Origin of the sequence: Streptomyces sp. SID1328 (genome assembly GCF_009865595.1) — a bacterium.
GTDB lineage: Bacteria > Actinomycetota > Actinomycetes > Streptomycetales > Streptomycetaceae > Streptomyces > Streptomyces griseoluteus.
Genome location: NZ_WWKH01000269.1, coordinates 1 through 20,842, shown reverse-complemented (window position 1 = coordinate 20,842; position 20,842 = coordinate 1). Strand labels below are relative to the sequence as shown.

The window sequence follows — 20,842 nt, the reverse complement described above, 5'->3', positions numbered from 1 at the left end:
GCCGTGATCAGCGCGCCCCGGCGCAGCACGTACCGGCGCAGGTCCCAGAGGGCGGCGCGCGGGCCCAGCGTGCGCCAGGCGCTGCCCGCGAGCCTGCCGTCCACGGAGTACACCGGGGCGCCCGCGATGACCAGCGGGGACCAGGCGGCCAGGTAGATGATGTCGGGCGCGTCGTACGCCGGGACCGTCTTCCAGCTCACGGTGACGATGAGCGCGGCCGAGAGCAGCGCGCCCACCACCGCGGCGACCCGCTGCCAGCAGCCCAGGACGGTCAGCACGCCGACCACGACCTGGAGGAAGGCGATGACCAGTCCGGAGCCCACCGGGTGGTGCAGCGCGAACTGGCGCAGCGGCTCCGCCACGTCCCACGGGTGCAGGGTGTTGAGCCACTTGACCATGGAGCCGCGCTCGCCGCCGTCGAAGTAGACGGGGTCGCACAGCTTGCCCATGCCGGCGTAGGTCGAGATGAAGCCGAGGAAGACGCGCAGCGGGAGCAGCACCACGCCGAGGTTCATCCGGCGGCCGGGGTAGTACGCGTGCCGCGCCGGGTCGTCGCCGCGCCGGGCGGCCCGTGAGCCGGAGGGCCGGAGGGCCGGCTCGTCGGGGTCGAACTCGTCGCTCGCGTAAACCGATTCGTCGTACGGCGGCTGGTCGTACGGGGGCTCGTCGTAGGCGCTGCCGACCGGGCGCATGTGGGGCAGCAGGCGGGTGCCGCCGTCGGGGCCGGTGCGCTGGTGGCCGAGGACGGGGGTCTCGACGGTCGGGTCGAGCCGGTCGTAGGCGTCCGCGTAGCCGGTGTGGTCCGGGTCGAGGCGCGGGATGACCTGGGTGGCACCGGCCGGTTCGTCGGGGTGGCGCACGCTGCTGCCCCGGACGGCCTGGAGCAGGCGGTGGGTGCCGGTGTCGCCGGGCGCGGACCGGCCGCTCCAGACGACCGGACGGCGCCGGCCCGCGGCCCCGCCCGCCGGACCCGCGGCGGACATGCGCGCGGGGTCCTGAGCGCTCAGGGGCCGGCCGATTCTCGGGGACTGGGCTCGCCTGCCCGCCGTCCCCAACTGCACGCGGAAGCTGGCGTGATTGACGATGACCTGCGCCGGATCGCTCGGCACCTTCACCATGCTCAGCGCGGGAGCGTCGTCGAAGCCCGACGAGCGGTCCCCCGTGGGAGTGCGGGGTGTTCTGGTGTCCACACTCATCTAACCGAGTGACGCCGAGTTAGGACACTGCCTTGACCGGCCCGATGTGTCCGGGCCGCGTCAAAGTCATCGTGAACGCCGGTCATCCCCCGGAATTACCGCATCCGGGGGAATCGGCGAACGGTCGTTCAGGAGCGGCGGCGGGACGCCTCGTACAGCACGACACCGGCGGCGACACCGGCGTTGAGGGACTCCGCGCCACCCGGCATGGGGATGCGGACGCGGTGGTCGCAGGTCTCGCCGACCAGGCGGGACAGGCCCTTGCCCTCGCTGCCGACCACGATGACGACCGGGCCGGACAGCGCCGGCAGGTCGCCCACCTCGGCCTCGCCGTCGGCGGCCAGACCGACCACGGTGATCCCGGCCTTCTTGTACTGCTCCAGCGCACGGGTGAGGTTGGTGGCACGGGCGACCGGCGTACGCGCGGCCGTACCGGCCGAGGTCTTCCAGGCGCCGGCGCTCATGCCGGCCGAACGGCGCTCGGGCACGACCACGCCGTGGCCGCCGAAGGCGGAGACGGAGCGGACGACGGCGCCGAGGTTGCGCGGGTCGGTGACGCCGTCGAGCGCGACGATCAGCGGGTCCTCGCCCTTGTCGTAGGCGGCCGCCGCGAGGTCCTCGGGGTGCGCGTACTCGTACGGCGGGACCTGGAGGACGAGGCCCTGGTGGTTCAGGCCGTTGGTCATCCGGTCCAGCTCGGGGCGCGGAGCCTCCATCAGGTTGATGTTGCCGCGCTCGGCGGCGAGCTGGAGGGCCTCGCGGACGCGCTCGTCGTTGTCGATGAACTGCTGGACGTACAGCGTGGTGGCGGGCACGCCCTCGCGCAGGGCCTCGTACACCGGGTTGCGGCCGACGACCAGCTCGGAGGCGGAGCGGCCGCCGCCCTTGCGCTGCGGCGGACGGCCCTGGGCGCGGCGGACCTTGGCGGCGGCGGCACGCTGCTTGGCGTGACCCTTGCGCATCTCGGCCGGGGGCGTGGGGCCCTTGCCCTCCAGGCCACGGCGCCGCTGGCCGCCGCTGCCGACCTGGGCACCCTTCTTGCCTGACATGCGGCGGTTGTTCGCCATGAGTTACCCGTCTCCGTAAGCGTTCGTACGTATGTATGCAGTGTGCCGCCCGGATCGCCGGGCGGCACACTCGATCAAGCCGTGTGGCTAGCGCGGGCCGAGGCTCCAGCGCGGGCCCTGCGGGCTGTCCTCGACGACCAGGCCGGACTGGCCGAGCTGGTCGCGGATGGCGTCGGCGGTGGCCCAGTCCTTGCGGCCGCGCGCGGACTCGCGCTGCTCCAGGACGAGCCGGACGAGGCTGTCCACCACACCGTGGAGGTCTTCGCCGCGCTCGCCGCCCTCACCGGCCCACTGGGGGTCCAGCGGGTCGAGTCCGAGGACGCCGAGCATGGCGCGCACCTCGGCGAGGCGGGCGACGGCCGCCTCCTTGTCGTCGGCGGCCAGCGCGCTGTTGCCCTGACGGACCGTGGTGTGCACGACGGCGAGGGCCTGCGGCACGCCCAGGTCGTCGTCCATCGCCTCGGCGAACGCCGGCGGCACCTCGGTGGCCGGTTCGACCTCGCCCCCGGCCTTCTCCAGCGCGCGCTGCACGAAGCCCTCGATGCGCGCGAACGCCACCTCGGCCTCGCGCAGCGACTCCTCGCTGTACTCGATCATCGAGCGGTAGTGCGGGGTGCCGAGGTAGTAGCGCAGGACGATGGGACGCCACTGCTTGACCATCTCGGAGACCAGCACGCTGTTGCCCAGCGACTTGGACATCTTGTCGCCCGCCATGGTCACCCAGGCGTTGTGCACCCAGTACTGGGCGAAGTCGTCGCCGAACGCCTTGGCCTGGGCGATCTCGTTCTCGTGGTGCGGGAAGATCAGGTCCAGGCCGCCGCCGTGGATGTCGAAGACGGTGCCGAGGTATTTGTGCGCCATGGCCGAGCACTCCAGGTGCCAGCCGGGGCGGCCGGGCCCCCAGGGCGTCGGCCAGCTCGGCTCGCCCGGCTTGACCGCCTTCCACATGGCGAAGTCGCGCGGGTCCCGCTTGCCGGTCTCGCCCTCGCCGGACGGCTGGAGCAGGTTGTCCAGCTCCTGGCGGGACAGCTCCAGGTAGCCGTCGAAGGAGCGCACGTCGAAGTAGACGTTGCCGTCGGCCTCGTAGGCGTGGCCGCGCTCGATGAGGCCCTGCATCATCTCGGTCATCTCGGTGATGTGGCCGGTGGCGCGGGGCTCGTAGGTGGGCGGCAGGCAGCCGAGCGCGGCGTAGGCGTCGTTGAACGCCCGCTCGTTCTCGTACCCGATGGCCCACCAGGGGCGCTTCTGCTCGTGGGCCTTGTTGATGATCTTGTCGTCGATGTCCGTGACGTTGCGGATGAACGTCACGTCGTAGCCGCGGTACTCGAACCAGCGGCGCATGATGTCGAAGTTCAGGCCCGAGCGGATGTGCCCGATGTGCGGTGCCGCCTGCACGGTGGCGCCACACAGGTAGATCGAGACACAGCCCGGCTGGACCGGGGTGAAGTCGCGGATCTGCCGGGCGCTGGTGTCGTACAGGCGAATGGTCACCACACCAGGGTAGTGGGAGCGGGGCCGTGCGATGCCACCGGACGGTGACATCGCCGCTCCGTGCTGTCCCCTACGGGTCCGCTAGGGGGTGTCCGCAAAGTAGCGCCGTCTGCCCGGAGGCCAGGCGGGACTTTGCGGACACGCCTTAGAGGCTGCCGACCACCTTGCGCGGGGTGATGCGGACCACGACACGCTCGGCGTCGTTGGCGGAGGCCGGGTTGAACTCGGCGTACTTCTTGCCGGTGTACTTCAGGGACAGCTCGTCGATGAGGGCCTGGCCGCCCTCGGTGGTCAGCTCGGCGGTGCCGCGGATCTCGGCGTACTCGTAGGGGTTCTCCGGGTCCATGACGACGACGGTGACCCGCGGATCGCGCCTGAGGTTCTTCTCCTTGCGCCGGCCGACCGTGGTGGAGATGAGGACGTCGTCCCCGTCCCGCTTCACCCACACCGGTGACATCTGCGGACTGCCGTCGGGCTGGAGGGTGCCGAGGACGATGAACACGGGCGTGTCCAGCAGGGACTTGAGCCGGTCGGACAGCGCTGCGGACATGAAGATCCTCCTCGATCGACGATGGCTGTGCGGGTACCCTCGCACGCCCCTACGACACGCGCACCACGAGGGCCGTGGCGACCGCCATCAGCCCCTCCTCCCGGCCGGGGAAACCGAGTCCGTCGGTGGTCGCGCCGGAGACGGAGACCGGTGCCCCGGCGGCGGCGCTGAGAATCCGCTGCGCCTCGTCCCGCCGCTTGCCGATCTTCGGGCGCGGCCCGACGACCTGCACCGCCACATTGCCGATGGCGAAGCCGGCGTCCCGCACGATCCGGGCCGCCTCGGTGAGCAGGACGACCCCGGAGGCGCCGGACCACTCGGGCCGGCCGGTGCCGAAGTGCTGCCCCAGGTCACCGAGGCCGGCGGCGGAGAACAGCGCGTTGCAGGCGGCGTGCGCGACCACGTCGGCGTCGGAGTGCCCGGCCAGGCCCGGCCCGGCGTCCTCCCATTTCAGCCCGGCGCACCACAGCTCGCGGCCGTCCTCGAAGGCGTGGATGTCGGTGCCGATGCCCACCTGGGGCAGCGCGGGGATCTCAGAAGCCATCGTTGAGCCTCCTGCGGGTGAGGACCGCCTCGGCGAGGACGAGGTCCAGCGGCCGGGTCACCTTGAACGCCTCCTCGTGACCGGGCACGGTCACGACCCGCTCGCCCAGCCGCTCGACCATGCTCGCGTCGTCGGTGACGTCCTCGGTGACCGTCTCGTGGGCGCGGATCAGCGTGGCCCGGTCGAAGCCCTGCGGGGTCTGTACGGCGCGCAGCCGGGCCCGGACGGGGGTGCCGAGCACCGGCTCGGGCTCGCCGGGGACGGCCGCGGGCTCGACCTCCTTGACCGTGTCGGCCAGCGGCAGCGCCGGGACCACGGCCGGGGCGCCGTCGCGCACCGCCTCGACGACCGTGTCCACGGTGTCGACGGGGACGAGGGGGCGGGCGGCGTCGTGCACCAGGACGACGTCATAGGCGGGGGGCAGGGCGTCCAGGCCCAGACGGACCGACTCCTGGCGGCTCTCCCCGCCGGGCACGACCAGGAAGTCCGTGCGCTCGGGCAGCGCGTGCGCGTCCAGCAGCGACTTGACCTCGGCGGCGCCGTCCGGCGGGGCGACGACGACCACCAGGGAGACGTGCCGGGAGGCGGCCAGGGCGCGGATCGCGTGGATCAGCATGGGGGTGCCGTTCAGCGCCCGGAGCGCCTTGGGGGCGCCCGGACCGAGGCGTACGCCCCGGCCGGCGGCCGGGATCACGGCGGCGACACGGCTGTCCTGGCGCGGCTCGGCGGGCGCGGGACGCGATTCGTCAGACATCGGTTCCTGTCAGGTTTGTGTGCTCGGGGCCGGTGGGTATGGCCTGGAGGAGCGCCGGGCGCGACGCCTTGACCGGACCCTTTCCGTGAACCGCGGTCGAGCCGTCCACCCCCGGATGCGAGAGCAACACAGGGGGGGTTGAACGACAGGGGCAGTGCACAGGAGGCATGCGGGGACGAATATGCCGCAGCGCCCGGCGACAGGGTGAGTGTCATCGGGCACCACGGCATTTTTGCTGCGCTGGACGTGAAGGCGGGCGGGGCACGCCGCCCGCTCCGTGTCAGGAGGCGAGTACCTCGTCGAGCAGCGCCTCGGCCTTGTCCTCGTTGGTGTTCTCCGCGAGGGCCAGCTCGCTCACCAGGATCTGGCGGGCCTTGGCGAGCATGCGCTTCTCACCGGCGGAGAGTCCGCGCTCGCGCTCGCGGCGCCACAGGTCACGCACGACTTCCGCGACCTTGATGACGTCGCCGGAGGCGAGCTTCTCCAGATTTGCCTTGTAGCGGCGCGACCAGTTCGTGGGCTCCTCGGCGTACGGCGCGCGCAGCACCTCGAAGACCCGGTCCAGACCGTCCTGACCGACCACATCACGCACGCCGACGAACTCCGCATTGTCCGCTGGCACACGTACCGTCAGGTCGCCCTGGGCGACCTTCAGCACCAAGTAGGTCTTGTCCACGCCTTTGATCTGACGAGTTTCGATTGCCTCGATCAGCGCGGCCCCGTGATGGGGATAGACCACGGTGTCGCCAACCTTGAACGTCATGTGACAGGTACCCCTTCCGTGGCTATCCAGGGTAACACGGATACGGCGTCTTCTGAATGGCGTTTTCGCAGGTCAGGGCATATCTCGGGGCTTGACAACAGCAACCGGGACGTGCTGCGGGCCACCTGCGGAAGCGGGAATTCGCAGGTGGGAGCCACTCTGCGTGCAGAGTGAAACATCTACGTCACACGCCTCAGAGAGCCGCCCCGATTGGTTGAATGTCCCGGTTTGACCGCTTCCAGGCGTACGGCTTCCGCTCCTTCGTTCGATGACCGGAGTCGGGTACGAGACGATTCCGGAATTGATCACGCCACCCGGCGGTGATCAATTCCGGACACGCGCATATTCCTTCCCGGAAATGCCGCCCGGAGTGTCGCGCCGTGTCACCGGGATGCCGTCAACGGCGTCGCACGGCGTTATCCGAATGGCGGACGGGAAGCTCGTGGCCGGTGATCAGCGGGGCGCCCGGTACGCCCAGCGGGACGGAAGCGGGGCAGTTGGGGAGGGTCGGGTGCGGCGGCGCGTGAACGGCTCGGTAGCCTGTGGGCGCTGACAGATCCTTAGGGCGGCTTTACAGGACAGCCGCCCCTGTGCGTTCAAGGAGTTGCCGCCGCCGTGAGCAGCAGCCTTCGACGCGGCGCCCTCGCCGCATCCGCCCTCGCGTTCTCGATCGCCTCGCTCGCCGCCTGCGGCGCCGGCAACAACGCCCAGACCCTGGAGATCCGGCCGGACAACGCCGAGACCAGCGTCGGGGCCATCAAGGTGCAGAACGCCCTGATCATCACCCAGCCCGACGCCAAGGCCAACGGCCCGGCCGCCGTCGCCGCCACGCTGTTCAACGGCGGCTCGACCGACCAGGACCTCCAGTCGATCGCCGTCGACGGCAGCGACCAGAAGGTCGAGCTGAAGCCCGCCAAGGGCGGAACGCTCACCGTCCCGGCCCACGGCCGCCTCGTCATCGGCGGCAAGGGCAACGCCTCCGCCATGCTGGCCAGCGGCCGCGAGGCGGTCCAGAACGGCAACGCGCAGAAGGTCACCTTCACCTTCAGCAAGACCGGTGCGGTCGGCCTGCACGCCTTCGTCGTCCCCGCGACCAGCTACTTCAGCGACTGGGGCCCCAGCGAGGTGCCGTCCGCGCCCGCCGCCGCGACCTCTTCGCCGTCGGGCAGCCCGTCCGCGAGCGACAAGCCCGAGGGCGACAAGGCCGGCTCGTCCGCCTCCGCCTCCTCCCCCGCCTCCTCCCCGAGCGACTCCGCGTCGGCGTCCGCGGGGCAGTGAGCACGTACGCGTGACTGAGGGGGCTCCCGGCCGGGAGCCCCCTCAGTCACGTACGGACCGCTCTCGCGGCCTACGGCTCGAACTTGTAGCCGAGCCCGCGCACCGTCACCAGATAGCGCGGCGCGCCCGGGTCCGGCTCGATCTTGGCGCGCAGCCGCTTCACATGGACGTCGAGGGTCTTGGTGTCGCCCACGTAGTCGGCGCCCCACACCCGGTCGATGAGCTGCATCCGGGTCAGCACCCGGCCGGCGTTGCGCAGCAGCATCTCCAGCAGGTCGAACTCCTTCAGCGGCAGGTCGACCTTGGCCCCGGACACCGTCACCACATGGCGGTCGACGTCCATCCGGACCGGGCCGGCCTCCAGCGCCGCCGGGGTGACCTCCTCCGGCTCGCCGCGCCGGCGCAGCACCGCGCGGATACGGGCGACCAGCTCGCGCGAGGAGAAGGGCTTGGTGACGTAGTCGTCGGCCCCTATCTCCAGGCCGACGACCTTGTCGATCTCGCTGTCCTTGGCGGTCACCATGATCACCGGGACGTTGGAGCGGCCGCGCAACTGGCGGCACACCTCGGTGCCGGGCAGCCCCGGCAGCATCAGGTCCAGCAGCACCAGGTCGGCGCCGTTGCGTTCGAACTCGTCCAGGCCGTCGGGGCCGGTCGCGGCGACGGCGACCTCGAAACCCTCCTTGCGCAGCATGTACGACAGGGCGTCGGAGAAGGACTCCTCGTCCTCGACGACGAGCACTCGGGTCACGGAAGGACCTCCGGGGAGGGAAGCGAAGCGTACGGGGACTGATCGGCGGGACCGGACGCGTCGTCGAGTCCGGGATGCCTGGCGGCGCGGTCGCGGGCGACGCCCGCCTCCGGCAGCCGCAGGGTGAAGGTGGAGCCCTGGCCCTCGGCGCTCCAGACCGAGACCTCGCCGCCGTGCGAGGCGACCACGTGCTTGACGATGGCGAGACCGAGGCCGGTGCCGCCGGTGGCGCGCGAGCGGGCGGGGTCGACGCGGTAGAAGCGCTCGAAGATGCGCTCCTTGTCCTTGTCGGAGATGCCGATGCCCTGGTCGGTGACGGCGAGTTCGATCAGCTCGCCGCCCGGGGCGGAGATCCGGCGGGCGGAGATGCCGACGCGGGTGTGGGCCGGGGAGTAGTTGACCGCGTTCTCGACCAGGTTGCCGAGGGCGGCGGCGAGCTGGCCGCGGTTGCCCCACACGTGCAGGCCGGCCCGTACCGCGCCGGGCGGGTCCTGGATGGCGGTGGCCATGGTGATCTGCTTCGTACCGGCCTGGTGGCGGCAGCGGTCGACGGCCTCGGCGACCAGCTCTTCCACGCGCACCGGCTCGGCGTCCTCCAGCGGGTCGTCGTTCTGCACCCGCGAGAGGTCGATCAGCTCCTGGACGAGGTTGGTCAGCCGGGTGGCCTCGATCTGCATCCGCCCGGCGAAGCGCTGGACCGCGTCGGGCTCGTCGGAGGCGTCCATGACCGCCTCGGAGAGCAGGGAGAGCGCTCCTACGGGGGTCTTCAGCTCGTGGCTCACATTGGCCACGAAGTCACGGCGTACCGCCTCGATGCGGCGGGCCTCGGTCAGATCCTCGACCAGCAGCAGCACCAGCCGGGAGCCGAGCGGGGCCACGCGGGCGGACACGGCCAGGGCCTCGCCCCGTCCGGTGCCGCGCCGGGGCAGGTCCAGCTCGACCTGTCGTATCTCCCCGTCGCGCCGGGTGTCGCGCGCCATCTGGAGCATCGGCTCCACGGCGAGCTTGCCGCCCCGGACGAGTCCGAGGGCGTACGCGGCGGAGCTGGCCTTGACCACGGCGTCGGCCTCGTCGAGGACGACGGCGGAGGAGCGGAGCACCGAGAGCACGGTGTCCACGCCGGGCGGGAGCACCTCGTCGGTGTGCAGGGAGGTACGGGTGGGGCGCTTCTGGTCGCGTTCGCTCCAGCGGAACGCCAGCATGGCGATGACACCGGTGAGTACACCGGCGATCGCTGCCGCTGCGGCGACCGCCGCGTTCACGTCCATGTCACCAGGTTAGGCATGGCGTCCACCCTGGCCACAGCCACCGTCGTGCGACCTCGGGCACTCGTCGCCCAGAGTTCACCTTCCATCCAGTGGTGGTTCATTCGGGAGGGCGGAAACGGACGCGTACGGGACGGAACGTGGGAGCGTGGGGTTCGCACCGGCCACGGGCTTGGGCCCCCCGACGACACGTAGTAGGAGAGGGAACCTGATGCGGGACGCGTACCACGAGGAACTGGACTCGATCGGCGACGGTCTGGTGGAGATGGCCCGGCTGGTCGGCTCCGCCATCGGGCGCGCCACCACCGCCATCCTGGACGCCGACCTGAAGCTGGCCGAGAGCGTGATCGAGGCCGACCAGCGGGTCGACGAACTCCAGCACGACCTGGAGGCGCGGGCTATAGCCCTACTGGCGCGGCAACAGCCGGTGGCGACGGACCTGCGCATCGTCGTCACCTCGCTGCGGATGTCGGCCGACCTGGAGCGCTCGGGCGACCTCGCCCAGCACGTGGCCAAGCTGACCCGGCTGCGGTTCCCCGAGCGCGCGGTCCCGCAGGACCTGCACGCCACCATCCTGGAGATGGGCCAGCTCGCGCAGCGCCTCATGGCGAAGGCGGCAGAGGTCATCATCACCAAGGACGTCGACCTCGCGCTCCAGCTGGAGCAGGACGACGACGACATGGACCTCCTCCACCGCACCCTCTTCCAGCACCTCATCGACGACCGCTGGAAGCACGGCATCGAGACGGCGGTCGACGTCACCCTGCTCGGCCGCTACTACGAGCGCTACGCGGACCACGCGGTGGCCGTCGCGAAGCGGGTCGTGTACCTGGTGACGGGCGAACACGCGGACGAGATCCAGCAGGAGGGCACAGCGGGCTGAGCCGCCCTCTTTGAGTACGGGTGCTCATGTGCGGCCCCGCCTGCCGGCCGCACTCTGCCTCCATGACGGAAACCCACCCGGCCCCGAGACGCCGGTTCCCCTGGTCGCGCCGGACCCGCCCGGGCGTGGACCTCGCCCTGGCGATCCCCCTGTTCCTGCTGGAGACCGGCTGGGTGGTACTGGACGCGATATACGGCGTCGGCCTGGAGGTGTGGGCGGCGCAGGGCGAACAGGCCCGGATCGACGCGGCGGAACTGGCGTTCATGGAACGGCTGCGGGTGCTGCAGATCGCGGCGCTCGTCCTGGTCGTACTCGCGGCGGTCTTCCGCGCCCGCTGGACGGCGATCGCCCACCTGCTGCTGGCCCTCCTGCTGGGCGGCGCGCTGGCGGGCGAGCGGCACGACTGGGAGAAGAGCCACTCGTCACCGGGGTGTGTGCGGTACAGCGCGAATTGCTGAGCGAGCGGCCTGCCCGCGGGCGCCGGCGCAGGGTGTGGGCGTTCGCCGAGGACAGCAGGTGGGCCCTGGCAGGAAGTGACCCGTCACGCGTCCGCCCACCCCGCGGCCCCGGCCGTACGGCACCATGGCCCGTTATGGCCCACCCCACCCCCTGGCACCGCCCCATGCTCCCCCGCCCCAGTACCGAACGGCACCGTACGGCCACCGTGCTGGAGCTGTTCTTCGACCTCTGTTTCGTCACCGCGGTGGCCCAGACCGCCGCGGCCTTCGAGCACGAGCTCGCCGCCGGGAGGCTCGGCCACGGACTTCTCGGCTACGCGCTCGTGTTCTTCGCCATCTGGTGGGCGTGGATGAACTTCACCTGGTTCGCCTCGGCGTACGACACGGACGACGTGCCGTACCGCCTGCTCACGCTGCTTCAGATCGCCGGCGCGCTGGTGCTGGCGGCGGGGGCGTCGAAGGCGCTGGAGGACTACGACTTCACGGTCATCACGTACGGGTACGTCGTGATGCGGCTGGCCATGGTGAGCCAGTGGCTGCGCGCCGCCCACAGCGATCCGGAGCGGCGGCGGACGTGTCTGCGGTACGCGGTCGGCATTCTTGTCCTGCAGATCGGCTGGGTCGCGCGGCTGTGGCTGCCGGACGACGCCGGGCTGCCGTCCTTCCTCGTGCTCGTCGTCGCCGAACTCGCCGTCCCCGCCTGGGCGGAGCGCGCCGGCCAGACCACGTGGCACCCGCACCACATCGCCGAGCGGTACGGCCTGTTCACCCTGATCGTCCTCGGTGAGTCCATCACCGCGGCCACCGGCACCGTCCGCGCCGCCCTCGACACCGAGGTCTCCCTCGGCGACATCGCCCCGCACGCGGTCGGCGGCGTCCTCACCGTCTTCGCCATGTGGTGGCTGTACTTCACCCAGAGCGCGGCCGGGAAACTCAACTCCCTCGGGACGGCGCTCCGCTGGGGTTACGGCCACTACTTCGTCTACGCCTCCGCAGCAGCCGTCGCCGCCGGGCTCGCCGTCGAGATCGCGCACCTCACGGGGCACGCGCACCTCGACCGGCCGGTGGTCGCGGCGGCGTACACGGCGCCGGTCGCGCTGTACGTCGCGGTGCTGCGGCTGTTGCACCGGGGGTCGACCAAGTTCGGCGCCATGGACGTCATGTGGGCGGCAGGCGTCCTCGCCCTCCTCGCGGTCACCTTCACCCCGAGCCCGGTACTGGCCACGGGGTGCGTGATGTCGGTGCTCGTGGCGGCGGTGGTCACGGTGATGCACCGGGCCGGACGTCCGGCCGGCGCGTAATCCGGCCTCGACGTCGCTCAGACCTGGAGCGGTACCGGGTGCACCTCGTCCGGCCTGTGTCCGGCGCGTTCGTGGATGCGCTGGACCGCCTCGGCCGAGGGGGCCTCGGACAGGCAGTAGACCGTGCCGGATTCCGGGTCCGCCCAGGCGGCCTCGAAGTGCACGTTCTCCTCCTGCTCGATGGCGAGGTCGGCCTGGTGGGCCTGCGCCAGCTGGTCGGCCGTGATGCCTTCCATACCGTGGTGGACGTCCATGAACCTGGTCATGGTCACACCTCCCTGCGATGTCCCTCCCTCCATGCTGGGCCCGCACGTCCCGGTATGGCTACTCGTTCAGTGATCCGTACACGACGAGGGGGCCCCGGAGCACCGGAGCCCCTCCACCGCCGCCTCCCTCAGCCGCACTGGCAGGGCGCGCCCTGCTGGCAGCCGCAGCCGCACCCCGAGCCGCAGCCGCAGGCGGCCACCAACGGCAGGCTGCTGATCTGGGCGGGCTGTTCGCCGTCGCGGTCCTGGGTGGGGTCGGTCGTGGTGCTCGGGGATTCGGGCATGGGTCCTCCTCGACACGGGGGCCAGGTGCCCCCGCCCATTCCATGCCCGCTCCACTGGGCGCATCAACGGCGCACAGATGCGCCCGCACGCCGCGAATCACCACCACGAGCCCCATCCGACCTCGCCACGGCGCGGTGTCCGCGGCAGCCGGCGTATCAACTCCGTTGCCGGCCGGCCGCCGATCCGCTTCGAGCGCGCCGCGAGGCTACGGTCTCCAACGCGTGGCCGGCTTCCGGGGGTTCCAGCTCCGTAGGGAATGGTTCACATCCCCGGCCTGTACGGGGGCGGCCCGGAGCAGGTGTCCGGGACCCCTGACAACCGCGCGCGGCGGCGCAGTTGACGAAACGTTGGCTAGCCGGCGACGCCCGGGCCCGCGGGTGTGGACAGCAGGATGTCGTACTCCCTGGGCAACTGGGCGGTCGCGTCGCGAAACCCCTGGTCTCGGTCTCCGGCCGCTTCCCTCAGGGTGGCCAGGACCGCGCGGATCCCGGCCTCCGCGAGGTCATGGGGCACTTCCGCGCGGTCCGCCACACGCCGGACGAACGAGTTGGCCCCGTAGCCCTTCGCGATCTCCTCGTCCGTGCGCAACCAGCTTTTCAGCGGGTCCGGCAGCGACTCCGCGAGGTCCTGGGCCTCTCCCCCGCTGATCCGGTCGGCAAGCACCTCGAAGGTGGCGCTGGTGAGGTTTCCGCGACGTCGGGGGGACGCCCGCCCGCTCGGCTGCCTTCGCCAGGAATGCGTCGTACTCCATGCGACCCTGCCCCAGTCGTCGTCAGGCCTTCCGTCGGCGTGATCACCAACAGATCCACCCATGCCTGTCGCTTTGGCCCCTGGGCAGGGGCGGCATCGATCAAGACGTGACGCAGGCGGGCCATGAGTTCCTGCAGGTCACCACATACACCCTGGGGAGGGGAAGGCCTGCCGGTTGCTGCCGCATGCCCGGCGGGGTCCACTGGATAGAGGGCCTCATCCGGAAAGGGGCTGTTTCCATGGAACCGCAGGCAAAAGACCCCACAGCGCGGGTGGCCGCCCGCGGCCGAGCGCACCCGGCGGTGCCGTCGTGACCGCCCGGGTCGAGTGCGTGGTGACGACCGGCGTCCTGGCCGGGGCGGACGCCGGTGACACGCCGATGGAGAACAACGTGTGGATCGTCGGTGACGACGAGCAGGTCATGGTGGTCGACGCCGCACACGAGCCGGACGTCATCGCCACGGCGCTCGGCGACCGCCGAGTGGTGGCGATCGTGTGCACCCACGCACACAGCGGACACGTCGACGCGGCGGTGGCTCTGTCGGACCACACCGGCGCTCCGATCATGCTGCACCCGGACGACCTGGAGCTGTGGCGCCGCAGCTATCCCAGCCGTGTCCCCGACGAGGAACTCGTCGACGGCCGGGTGATCGACATCGCCGGAACCACCATGACGGTACGTCATACTCCGGGGCACACACCGGGATCCGTAAGTCTGTACGATCCGGCGCTGCACAGCGTCTTCACCGGGGACATGCTGTTCTCGCGCGGCCCCGGAACCATCGGGCCGGAGGACTCCGACTTCCAGGCGATGATCCAGTCGCTCCGCGAGCGCCTCGTCACCCTGCCCCCCGAGACGGTGGTGTGCCCAGGGCACGGCGACATCACCACAGTCGGCGAAGTGGGCGAGCGCGTGGAGGACTGGCTCCGCGGCATCGCCTGACGGCCTAGCCCCACCAAAAAGGCCCCGGCCTGCCACGAAATGGCAGGTCGGGGCTGATCAGGGTCGCGTTACTTCTTCTTGCCCTGGGTCTTGCCGGGGATGTTGGTGAGCTGGGTTCTTGCTGCTCAGGGGTGGTGGGCTCGTGGGCCTGGTGGTCGTCGTTGGTCGTCATTGGCTGCTGTCGAGCGGCCTCGGACGGCCCAGAGACGGCCCAGCTTTGTCTCGCTCGGCCGACGGGCGGCCCTTTCGATGCGCCCTGTCTGAACCTCAGCCGACGACAGTCCGCCACGACGGCGGGTGTGCCAATCGATCACGTACGCGTGTGCCTCGCTGCACCCCCACCGGCCTCAGCCATGCTCCCTGTGCCGTCGACCAGAGCAGGTACCGACAGCCAGCGCCTGGCGACGGCGGCCGGCCGAGCCCTCAGCTTGGGAAGCTGCGATCATTTGCGGCGGATTTTCGCGCTCACCCGGGCGAACGACCTTGGTGCTGCCTCGTCCCGCTTGGCGGCCTTCACCGTGGTTCCCCCGCAGTTCCCCGCTCGACCTGGTGCGCTTGTGGTGCAGGGCTGCGGCTTGGCCCCTCGCTCCTGTAGCACGTCTCATTTGATGTCAGAGGGTGCGAAAATTCCAACGATGGCGTCCCTGTGCGTGCATAATCTTGCTCATGCAGAATCTGACCCGGTGGCTGAACCGGCTTGACAGAGCCATAGCGAAGAAGGAATTCAAGTTCGCTGAATCATTTAGACAAATCCTCATACCTGGCCCCAATCAGATCGAAACGGAAGGCCTGTTGCGGATAGAGCCAGCAAGTCACATCTACATACCGGGGTCAACTTACCAACACCTCCATGTGATGGGATGGCTTGATGCCGGTGGGAATTCTTTTGAACTGCCCGACGACATAGGTGCGGCGCTAACCCTCGTGACAGACCGAAGGGTTGAAGTGATACCTGCCCAGCCGCTCACCATGGAGGGAGAGCCCAACCGAAAGGTTTTCTTGTCCATGTCTGATCTCCCTGATCGTCGGCTCATGGGTCCGCTTGATGAAGGTTTCGACTTAGATGGGGAATTCCGCGATCTTCTGGGTGGCATACGATCCCTTGATGATCGCAAATCGGAAGTCATTAACGCTGCCATGAGGCTTCACTACGGCGCCTGTCTCCTTTTCGCGGCAGACCTCGCAGCAGCTTATACACTGATCGTAGCGGGAATCGAAACCCTTGCTGGAGAGTTTCACGACTTCAGTCCCAGTTGGGAAGTCTGGGATCAGGCTAGAAGCTGGGAAAAATTCATCAAGGCGCAAGCGCTATCGGATAAGCAGGCGGAAGCGCTCAGGTCGAAGCTGCTGGAAAAGAACGCGCATATGAGGCTAGGTGAGCGATTCTCCGAATACGCCACGCGAGGGATCACCGACGCGTTCTTTGAGCAAGAACTATCCGCATGGGTGCCGGACATTGACTGGGCCAGGGGAAGCGTCACGGGCGGATCTTGGCATCCAGGGCCGCGCATAGGAGACGTCAACTCAAATGTCGATGAACTCAAAAAGGCGCTAAAGAAATCATACGCTGCACGCTCAGGTTTTGTGCATTCAGGTGAAAGGGCAGTAGACTCAATTAATCAGGCCGTAGGGGCGTATGCTGGATACAAGGCTTCTGCACCGGTTCCGTTCGCCATCCTGAGGTCGCTACTCCGGCATCTAATCCTTAGAGAAATCGATTCCCGGTGTACAAGTCGAGAAACACCTCCGATTGAGGACCGCAAAGCCCAAAATGTTGCGACTCTACTGCAGGAGGCTGCCCCATTTCTTAGCAATACTAAGAAGAAATCGCGTTGATTGTCACCGCTGGCACGACGAGGTCGGCGGAGTCTCAATGGGCGTGGCAGCGCCGGCAACTGCGATCGGTGGCCGGTCTACTGATCAGCCCTTCCGCCGAGCAGCGGCACAAAAGAAGCCCACTGCTCTGACCAGATCAGATGCCGTGGCTTCTGTCGTTGTCAGTCGGCGGCGAGTGACCTCGGACGGCCCGGGGCGGCCCAGCGGCTGCCGTTAGACCACCCCTGCCTCCTGCCGAGCGAGTGCACCCAGGGACCTGAATACCCGACGGCCCAGCCTGCCCTCCGCCGGCGGTTCCGGGATGGGCGCGCCAGCAGCAACTACACCACACGGATCCGCAGGCCGGTTCCGTCGCTTCCGACCGAGACAGCCTGGTGCTGGGGACCGTTCGCAGCTGCTCCAGTGACAACAGGCGCCCACGAACCGCGAAGTTGGCGAGCTCTCCGCAGGTAGGCGCTGACTCTTCCTTCACGAAGACGTTCATACATCCCCTTTTCGACCCCTCTAAAGATTTCGAGAGATGCACCGTTGGGGAGTGGCATGGAATACTCGACGCCAACAAACCGATGTGAATCAATGTTGGACTCGGAGCTGACTGTAAACGTCTGCCAGTCTGGGGCTAGGTCATCTAAGGGTAAGCGCTGATAGTCTGCGGTTCTTGTTGAGGCGAATTGTGATGCAGCAGTGTTGTCGCCCGCGAATCGCAGAACAGAGTGAGTCGCATTTCTTGCCAGAATTCGGAATAGCCATTTTTTGCCGTCCTCAGGCACCTGAAATAGGACAGGCAGTTCACCCACGCTTGCCTCATACTCAGTGCGTGCAACCTCCAAGTCTGCTTCATTGGGTTGAAATTCTCCGACCCCTAGAAGCTCTCGCTGCCGTGCAAAGAACTGTTCGAAGGTGGGCTTGCCCGATGTCCACTGCTGGGGTCCAGGATCCTCAGATATTAATGCATCGAACTCTTCAGACTCCCCGTCCCATAAATCGTCATCGCCAGGCGGGTCGAGTACGTCTACGGAAACACCCTTCGTGGACAGACGAGAGGCAACAATGAGGCTCGGCAACGTTCGAGCGCCTACCTCAATGGAACCTACTTGAAGAGAAGCTGTGGCCAACTGCTGCTTCGAATGGTACGCATTCCCGTGGGTCCCCTTGCACTCCAAGACATACACCTTGCACCCTGAGTTTCCGCCCCCGGCGCGACGGCCGACCAAGAAATAATCGGGACGCATTGTCGCCTTGTTCTTCTGGCGGACTAGGCCTACCCCTTCAATGAAGCCAGCGTTGAGTGCCACATCCACGTCAACGCTCGAAAACAGCCAGCCGGGGTATTTCCGCTCAAGGACCCTTTTGGCCACCACCAGAGCTAAGCCAATTCCGAGCTGTTCTGATTGTGCCACTTTATGGTGGTGCACTATGTCGGAGCCCGCCTGAGTCAGGGCCAAGACCTTTTTTCTATTGCTCCTGAGGGTAGCGCAGTATCGTACATGCGCCCAGTGGCGAGCTATGTCAGCGAAAGGCGATGCTGTAACGAATGTGGTGGCCAACCCTAATTCGCGCAGAACCTCTGCCGGGCTGGATTCTATTCCGGAAAATAATTCTGATGGGATTGCGTACACTGGCTTGCGGTAGAGATAAGAAGCACCGCGTTTCGGTCCGACGCGCTCTCGAGCTTCCTTTTCGACCTCTTCGGCCAGTTCCGGCGTCGAGCTGACAACGAGCTTGGAAGGCGTCCCCAGCTCGCGCACTAAGGCACTGAAGTCAAGATGCACGCTTCCCCCCAAGGGCGCAGCACTGCTTGAGGAGGTCGACCGTAGATGCGGATGCAGACAGGCACAAGACCGCCTGCTGCGATGCCGGCATGGGACGGGCGTGCCGGAGAGCTAGGGACACTTCCTCGCTGGTGGGTTCTGGGCCGCAGCGATGCTGCCTGGCGGACGCGACGACGCCACTGGTCGGCCCTCTCCGGGACGGTGACAGGCTCCTCTGCACAGCCACAACTGATCACCGGCGGCCGTGACCTGCGGCCGCCTAATCGATCACCGCTCTGACCTGCTGCCGAGCTGTCGGCGTCTGTCGGCGTTGGTCATCATTGAGCACCCTTCCACGGCCCGAGGACGGCCCGGGAGGGCGCTCGTGCATGAGCAGCGCAGTAGGAGTTCGTTCTGGTCCCGGTCCGGCGGACGCCCGCCTCATGCACTGGTACCGGTCGCGGCTGCTGGTTGCCGTCGCCGTCCAGTGCCGTTGAGGTCACCCGTAGATGTCAGAACCCTACGACCCCATGCGAGCATGTCGCCGTGATCACCATTGACGTCAGCGAGGTGACGGACGAGCGCACCTTGCACCTAATTCTGAAGCGGGAGTTGGGCTTCCCGGACTTCTACGGCATGAACTGGGCTGCCTTCTGGGATGCAATCACTGGCCTGGTCAGGATCCCGGATCACGTGCGCTTCCTTGGCTGGGACCAGTTCACGGCCGGCGTCCCCCGCGGGGCCGCCATGCTGCGCCGGGCGCTCGACAACTATCAAGCCACGTACCGCCCGAAGTTCGTCGCTGAGTATGCGTAGCGATGAGTAATCTCCGGGCTTGGGCATGGTGGTACCAGTGTCTCAGATCGACTTGGGTGACCTGGGGCTGCCGGGCTGGACGACTGTCGATGGTGGTTGCCACCTGTCGTCATCGACCCGCCTCGGACGGCCCACAGACGGCCCGAGACGGAACCGGCACGTCGGCTGTGACGAGCCCTAAGGCTCATCAGCGTTTGCACCTCCCGACAGCGATTCCGTAGCGGCATCGAGCACACGCCTCAAACCACCGATAGCGCCAGCAAGAGTTTCTTGCCCCAGTATTGGCGTTAGATACTGCACTGGAATTCTATGGAATCGATGCAATGGATTAATGCACCTGTCTACAACGTAGTTGTCGAGCGCCGACCACTCTCCATGTACCGACGCGCTTAGAGGCTGAAAGAAGCGACTGTAGAGATCCTGCATTCCAACTTCTTCCGCCATCGACCGCGTGTTCACCGACCCTCCAGCGAAGGAGGGATGAACACTCACCTCCATGAACATTTCCGCGCTAGCCCCACCTAGCCGTGAATCCAGAAATGACGCCAGGTCTGACAGCTTTGAGTTTTCCGAGTCACCCGACTCGCCCATCGCCTCCTCAACATGGGCTCGCATCAGCTTTTGCTTCCCCTGTCCATACGATATGAACTTCTCATACAGTTCGAGGTCGTTCTTATAATGCAGCCAAGTGACAAGGATTTCTGTCTCGACTAGCGACCGAAGCACCGCCGCACCATGTTCGCCGCCCCACATCAACGGGCTCTGCACCATGGCATAAACGGCTCGAATGCACCTCACCGCCAACGCGCACACAACTTCATGTCGAGCAGGCCGATACAGGTCCACCCCACCCGAGAAGGCGATACCCATGAATTCATTCCACAGGTCATTCAGCTGCTCAATCGCGGCCCCCTGCGCGGATGCGACGTCGGCATCCTCCATGACGGCCGGCGGGCTATCCTGACTCATGCATGGCGTGAGTTCCCAGTTCGCATTCCAGAAGCGGGCAGGCCAGTCACCTTCAGCGCGAGGCGCATCCTCCATACCCACTGCGAGAGCTTTAGTGGCGCCATACATTGAAGTGAGCATTGCCTCAGCCATCGACCGCGTGTTGGGGTCAACCGGGTACGAGGCAAGAATCGAAACCTGACTCTCTTGCAGGTGCAGTCTCCCATTGATCAATAGCCAGCCTAGAGGCGCTGTCACCGTTAGCGCCTTCCCTCGCCGCTGAAGACATAGGGCCAGAGTCCGGACAAGCGCGTCGAGCATCTCATCCATGTCACCCGCACTCGGCGCACCGATCTCGGCAAAGGCCCACCGGCCTGGCATCTCCGGATACCATGCGGCAATCGTACGCAGAGCGTGCGGGACTAGCCTCTCACTATCATGACGTGAAAGAAAATGCAGGAAATCGCTCCGCGCAGCCGTTGGCATCTTCTCTAGAGAAGATAGCCTGCCATCCAATTCGACTGAGTAGTCCGCTCCACGAGTCTTCTCAAGCCAATCGTGCTGTAGAGCAGAAATCAGGCGTGCACCCTCGTCACCCTCTTGCTCCACCACCAAGGCTATCCACAAAAGATCGGGAAAATCGTCTCGAGCCCAGTCAGTCAGAATAGCCCCATGCTGGAGCATGGGCGGGATTAGGTTCTTTCCCACCCACTTATGATTGGCCAGCCTCTTCGGCAGTGGCCTGCGGCCCTGCTTCGCCACCTTTCCCCCCTGTATGCCAGCGTGCCAGTTACCCTCCCTGCGCATTATGGTTGAAGCTTCACCGTTGCGCACTGCCATTAGAGGAGCCTGATCCAACGAGCTCTTACAGAACCCGCTCAACCCACCACCCTCCTCAGCTCCCATCCCGTCCGCCGTCGACCCACACACCGTGGAGCGGGCGTGG

21 protein-coding genes are annotated in these 20,842 nt (G+C 67.6%); 7 read left to right on the top strand and 14 right to left on the bottom strand.

Going from position 1 to position 20,842, the window contains the following annotated elements:
- The 7 genes from GT030_RS08045 to GT030_RS08015 form a co-directional block, all read right to left on the bottom strand.
- The coding region (locus tag GT030_RS08045) for a DoxX family membrane protein (protein ID WP_202459832.1) at positions 1 to 1,196 on the bottom strand (1,196 nt) is incomplete at its 3' end.
- Positions 1,197 to 1,324: 128 nt separating this feature from the next.
- Positions 1,325 to 2,263 (bottom strand): 23S rRNA (guanosine(2251)-2'-O)-methyltransferase RlmB, encoded by a 939-nt coding sequence (gene rlmB, locus GT030_RS08040; RefSeq protein ID WP_161200488.1) that lies wholly within the window; start codon positions 2,261 to 2,263, stop codon positions 1,325 to 1,327.
- Positions 2,264 to 2,350: 87 nt separating this feature from the next.
- Complete coding sequence (gene cysS, locus GT030_RS08035) at positions 2,351 to 3,754, bottom strand: cysteine--tRNA ligase (protein WP_161200487.1); 1,404 nt, start codon at positions 3,752 to 3,754, stop codon at positions 2,351 to 2,353.
- A gap of 145 nt (positions 3,755 to 3,899) precedes the next feature.
- Positions 3,900 to 4,304, bottom strand: a complete 405-nt coding sequence (locus tag GT030_RS08030) for a PPOX class F420-dependent oxidoreductase (RefSeq protein WP_161200486.1) — start codon at positions 4,302 to 4,304, stop codon at positions 3,900 to 3,902.
- Positions 4,305 to 4,353: 49 nt separating this feature from the next.
- Complete coding sequence (gene ispF / locus GT030_RS08025) at positions 4,354 to 4,848, bottom strand: 2-C-methyl-D-erythritol 2,4-cyclodiphosphate synthase (protein WP_135792028.1); 495 nt, start codon at positions 4,846 to 4,848, stop codon at positions 4,354 to 4,356.
- On the bottom strand, positions 4,838 to 5,602 hold the full coding sequence (gene ispD, locus GT030_RS08020) for a 2-C-methyl-D-erythritol 4-phosphate cytidylyltransferase (RefSeq protein WP_161200485.1): 765 nt from the start codon (positions 5,600 to 5,602) through the stop codon (positions 4,838 to 4,840). Before ispD ends, ispF begins: the two co-directional genes overlap by 11 nt.
- Before the next feature lie 280 nt (positions 5,603 to 5,882).
- Complete coding sequence (locus tag GT030_RS08015) at positions 5,883 to 6,365, bottom strand: CarD family transcriptional regulator (protein ID WP_003953493.1); 483 nt, start codon at positions 6,363 to 6,365, stop codon at positions 5,883 to 5,885.
- Positions 6,366 to 6,980: 615 nt separating this feature from the next.
- Between GT030_RS08015 and GT030_RS08005 the strand changes: the two genes are divergently transcribed.
- Complete coding sequence (locus GT030_RS08005) at positions 6,981 to 7,643, top strand: copper chaperone PCu(A)C (RefSeq protein ID WP_161200484.1); 663 nt, start codon at positions 6,981 to 6,983, stop codon at positions 7,641 to 7,643.
- A gap of 70 nt (positions 7,644 to 7,713) precedes the next feature.
- Here the strand turns inward: GT030_RS08005 and GT030_RS08000 are convergent, their stop codons facing one another.
- Together GT030_RS08000 and GT030_RS07995 are read right to left on the bottom strand one after the other, a co-directional pair.
- Entirely contained in the window at positions 7,714 to 8,394 is a 681-nt protein-coding gene (locus GT030_RS08000) for a response regulator transcription factor (protein ID WP_031183999.1), read from the bottom strand.
- The gene (locus tag GT030_RS07995; RefSeq protein WP_161200483.1) at positions 8,391 to 9,662 is read right to left on the bottom strand and encodes an ATP-binding protein; all 1,272 of its coding nucleotides are present in this window, start codon (positions 9,660 to 9,662) and stop codon (positions 8,391 to 8,393) included. The genes GT030_RS08000 and GT030_RS07995 overlap by 4 nt, the downstream gene beginning before the upstream one ends.
- Before the next feature lie 208 nt (positions 9,663 to 9,870).
- On the opposite strand from GT030_RS07995, the gene phoU reads away from it, so the two are divergent.
- The 3 genes from phoU to GT030_RS07980 all read left to right on the top strand — a co-directional run bounded on the left by phoU (position 9,871) and on the right by GT030_RS07980 (position 12,301).
- Positions 9,871 to 10,542, top strand: coding sequence for a phosphate signaling complex protein PhoU (gene phoU, locus GT030_RS07990; protein WP_161200482.1), 672 nt, complete (start codon positions 9,871 to 9,873; stop codon positions 10,540 to 10,542).
- A gap of 62 nt (positions 10,543 to 10,604) precedes the next feature.
- Positions 10,605 to 11,000, top strand: coding sequence for a DUF6234 family protein (locus GT030_RS07985; RefSeq protein ID WP_237522259.1), 396 nt, complete (start codon positions 10,605 to 10,607; stop codon positions 10,998 to 11,000).
- Between the two features lie 134 nt (positions 11,001 to 11,134).
- Positions 11,135 to 12,301: a low temperature requirement protein A gene (locus tag GT030_RS07980; RefSeq protein ID WP_161200481.1), complete on the top strand. Its 1,167-nt coding sequence runs from the start codon at positions 11,135 to 11,137 to the stop codon at positions 12,299 to 12,301.
- A gap of 17 nt (positions 12,302 to 12,318) precedes the next feature.
- Here the strand turns inward: GT030_RS07980 and GT030_RS07975 are convergent, their stop codons facing one another.
- The 3 genes from GT030_RS07975 to GT030_RS07970 form a co-directional block, all read right to left on the bottom strand.
- Positions 12,319 to 12,567, bottom strand: a complete 249-nt coding sequence (locus GT030_RS07975) for an SCO4226 family nickel-binding protein (RefSeq protein ID WP_161200480.1) — start codon at positions 12,565 to 12,567, stop codon at positions 12,319 to 12,321.
- 128 nt (positions 12,568 to 12,695) lie between these two features.
- Entirely contained in the window at positions 12,696 to 12,851 is a 156-nt protein-coding gene (locus GT030_RS35525; protein WP_202459830.1) for a hypothetical protein, read from the bottom strand.
- A gap of 352 nt (positions 12,852 to 13,203) precedes the next feature.
- Complete coding sequence (locus tag GT030_RS07970) at positions 13,204 to 13,665, bottom strand: DUF2267 domain-containing protein (RefSeq protein WP_237522258.1); 462 nt, start codon at positions 13,663 to 13,665, stop codon at positions 13,204 to 13,206.
- A 247-nt stretch (positions 13,666 to 13,912) separates the two neighbouring features.
- On the opposite strand from GT030_RS07970, the gene GT030_RS07965 reads away from it, so the two are divergent.
- Positions 13,913 to 14,545 (top strand): MBL fold metallo-hydrolase, encoded by a 633-nt coding sequence (locus tag GT030_RS07965; RefSeq protein ID WP_161200478.1) that lies wholly within the window; start codon positions 13,913 to 13,915, stop codon positions 14,543 to 14,545.
- A 666-nt stretch (positions 14,546 to 15,211) separates the two neighbouring features.
- Complete coding sequence (locus GT030_RS07960) at positions 15,212 to 16,381, top strand: hypothetical protein (protein WP_161200477.1); 1,170 nt, start codon at positions 15,212 to 15,214, stop codon at positions 16,379 to 16,381.
- 320 nt (positions 16,382 to 16,701) lie between these two features.
- On the opposite strand, the gene GT030_RS07955 is transcribed toward GT030_RS07960, so the two are convergent.
- On the bottom strand, positions 16,702 to 18,129 hold the full coding sequence (locus tag GT030_RS07955; protein WP_161200476.1) for a hypothetical protein: 1,428 nt from the start codon (positions 18,127 to 18,129) through the stop codon (positions 16,702 to 16,704).
- 549 nt (positions 18,130 to 18,678) lie between these two features.
- On the opposite strand from GT030_RS07955, the gene GT030_RS07950 reads away from it, so the two are divergent.
- Positions 18,679 to 18,948 (top strand): barstar family protein, encoded by a 270-nt coding sequence (locus GT030_RS07950; RefSeq protein ID WP_161200475.1) that lies wholly within the window; start codon positions 18,679 to 18,681, stop codon positions 18,946 to 18,948.
- Positions 18,949 to 19,125: 177 nt separating this feature from the next.
- Here the strand turns inward: GT030_RS07950 and GT030_RS37300 are convergent, their stop codons facing one another.
- Positions 19,126 to 20,658, bottom strand: coding sequence for a DUF5677 domain-containing protein (locus tag GT030_RS37300; protein ID WP_161200474.1), 1,533 nt, complete (start codon positions 20,656 to 20,658; stop codon positions 19,126 to 19,128).
- Positions 20,659 to 20,842: the final 184 nt, after the last annotated feature.

Coding starts and splice junctions, on each gene's coding strand:
- rlmB (WP_161200488.1), bottom strand. CDS start 2,263: ATGGCGAACAACCGCCGCATGTCAGGCAAGAAGGGTGCCCAGGTCGGC.
- GT030_RS08030 (WP_161200486.1), bottom strand. CDS start 4,304: ATGTCCGCAGCGCTGTCCGACCGGCTCAAGTCCCTGCTGGACACGCCC.
- ispF (WP_135792028.1), bottom strand. CDS start 4,848: ATGGCTTCTGAGATCCCCGCGCTGCCCCAGGTGGGCATCGGCACCGAC.
- ispD (WP_161200485.1), bottom strand. CDS start 5,602: ATGTCTGACGAATCGCGTCCCGCGCCCGCCGAGCCGCGCCAGGACAGC.
- GT030_RS08015 (WP_003953493.1), bottom strand. CDS start 6,365: ATGACGTTCAAGGTTGGCGACACCGTGGTCTATCCCCATCACGGGGCC.
- GT030_RS07995 (WP_161200483.1), bottom strand. CDS start 9,662: ATGGACGTGAACGCGGCGGTCGCCGCAGCGGCAGCGATCGCCGGTGTA.
- phoU (WP_161200482.1), top strand. CDS start 9,871: ATGCGGGACGCGTACCACGAGGAACTGGACTCGATCGGCGACGGTCTG.
- GT030_RS07985 (WP_237522259.1), top strand. CDS start 10,605: ATGACGGAAACCCACCCGGCCCCGAGACGCCGGTTCCCCTGGTCGCGC.
- GT030_RS07980 (WP_161200481.1), top strand. CDS start 11,135: ATGGCCCACCCCACCCCCTGGCACCGCCCCATGCTCCCCCGCCCCAGT.
- GT030_RS07975 (WP_161200480.1), bottom strand. CDS start 12,567: ATGACCAGGTTCATGGACGTCCACCACGGTATGGAAGGCATCACGGCC.
- GT030_RS35525 (WP_202459830.1), bottom strand. CDS start 12,851: ATGCCCGAATCCCCGAGCACCACGACCGACCCCACCCAGGACCGCGAC.
- GT030_RS07970 (WP_237522258.1), bottom strand. CDS start 13,665: ATGGGTGGATCTGTTGGTGATCACGCCGACGGAAGGCCTGACGACGAC.
- GT030_RS07960 (WP_161200477.1), top strand. CDS start 15,212: ATGCAGAATCTGACCCGGTGGCTGAACCGGCTTGACAGAGCCATAGCG.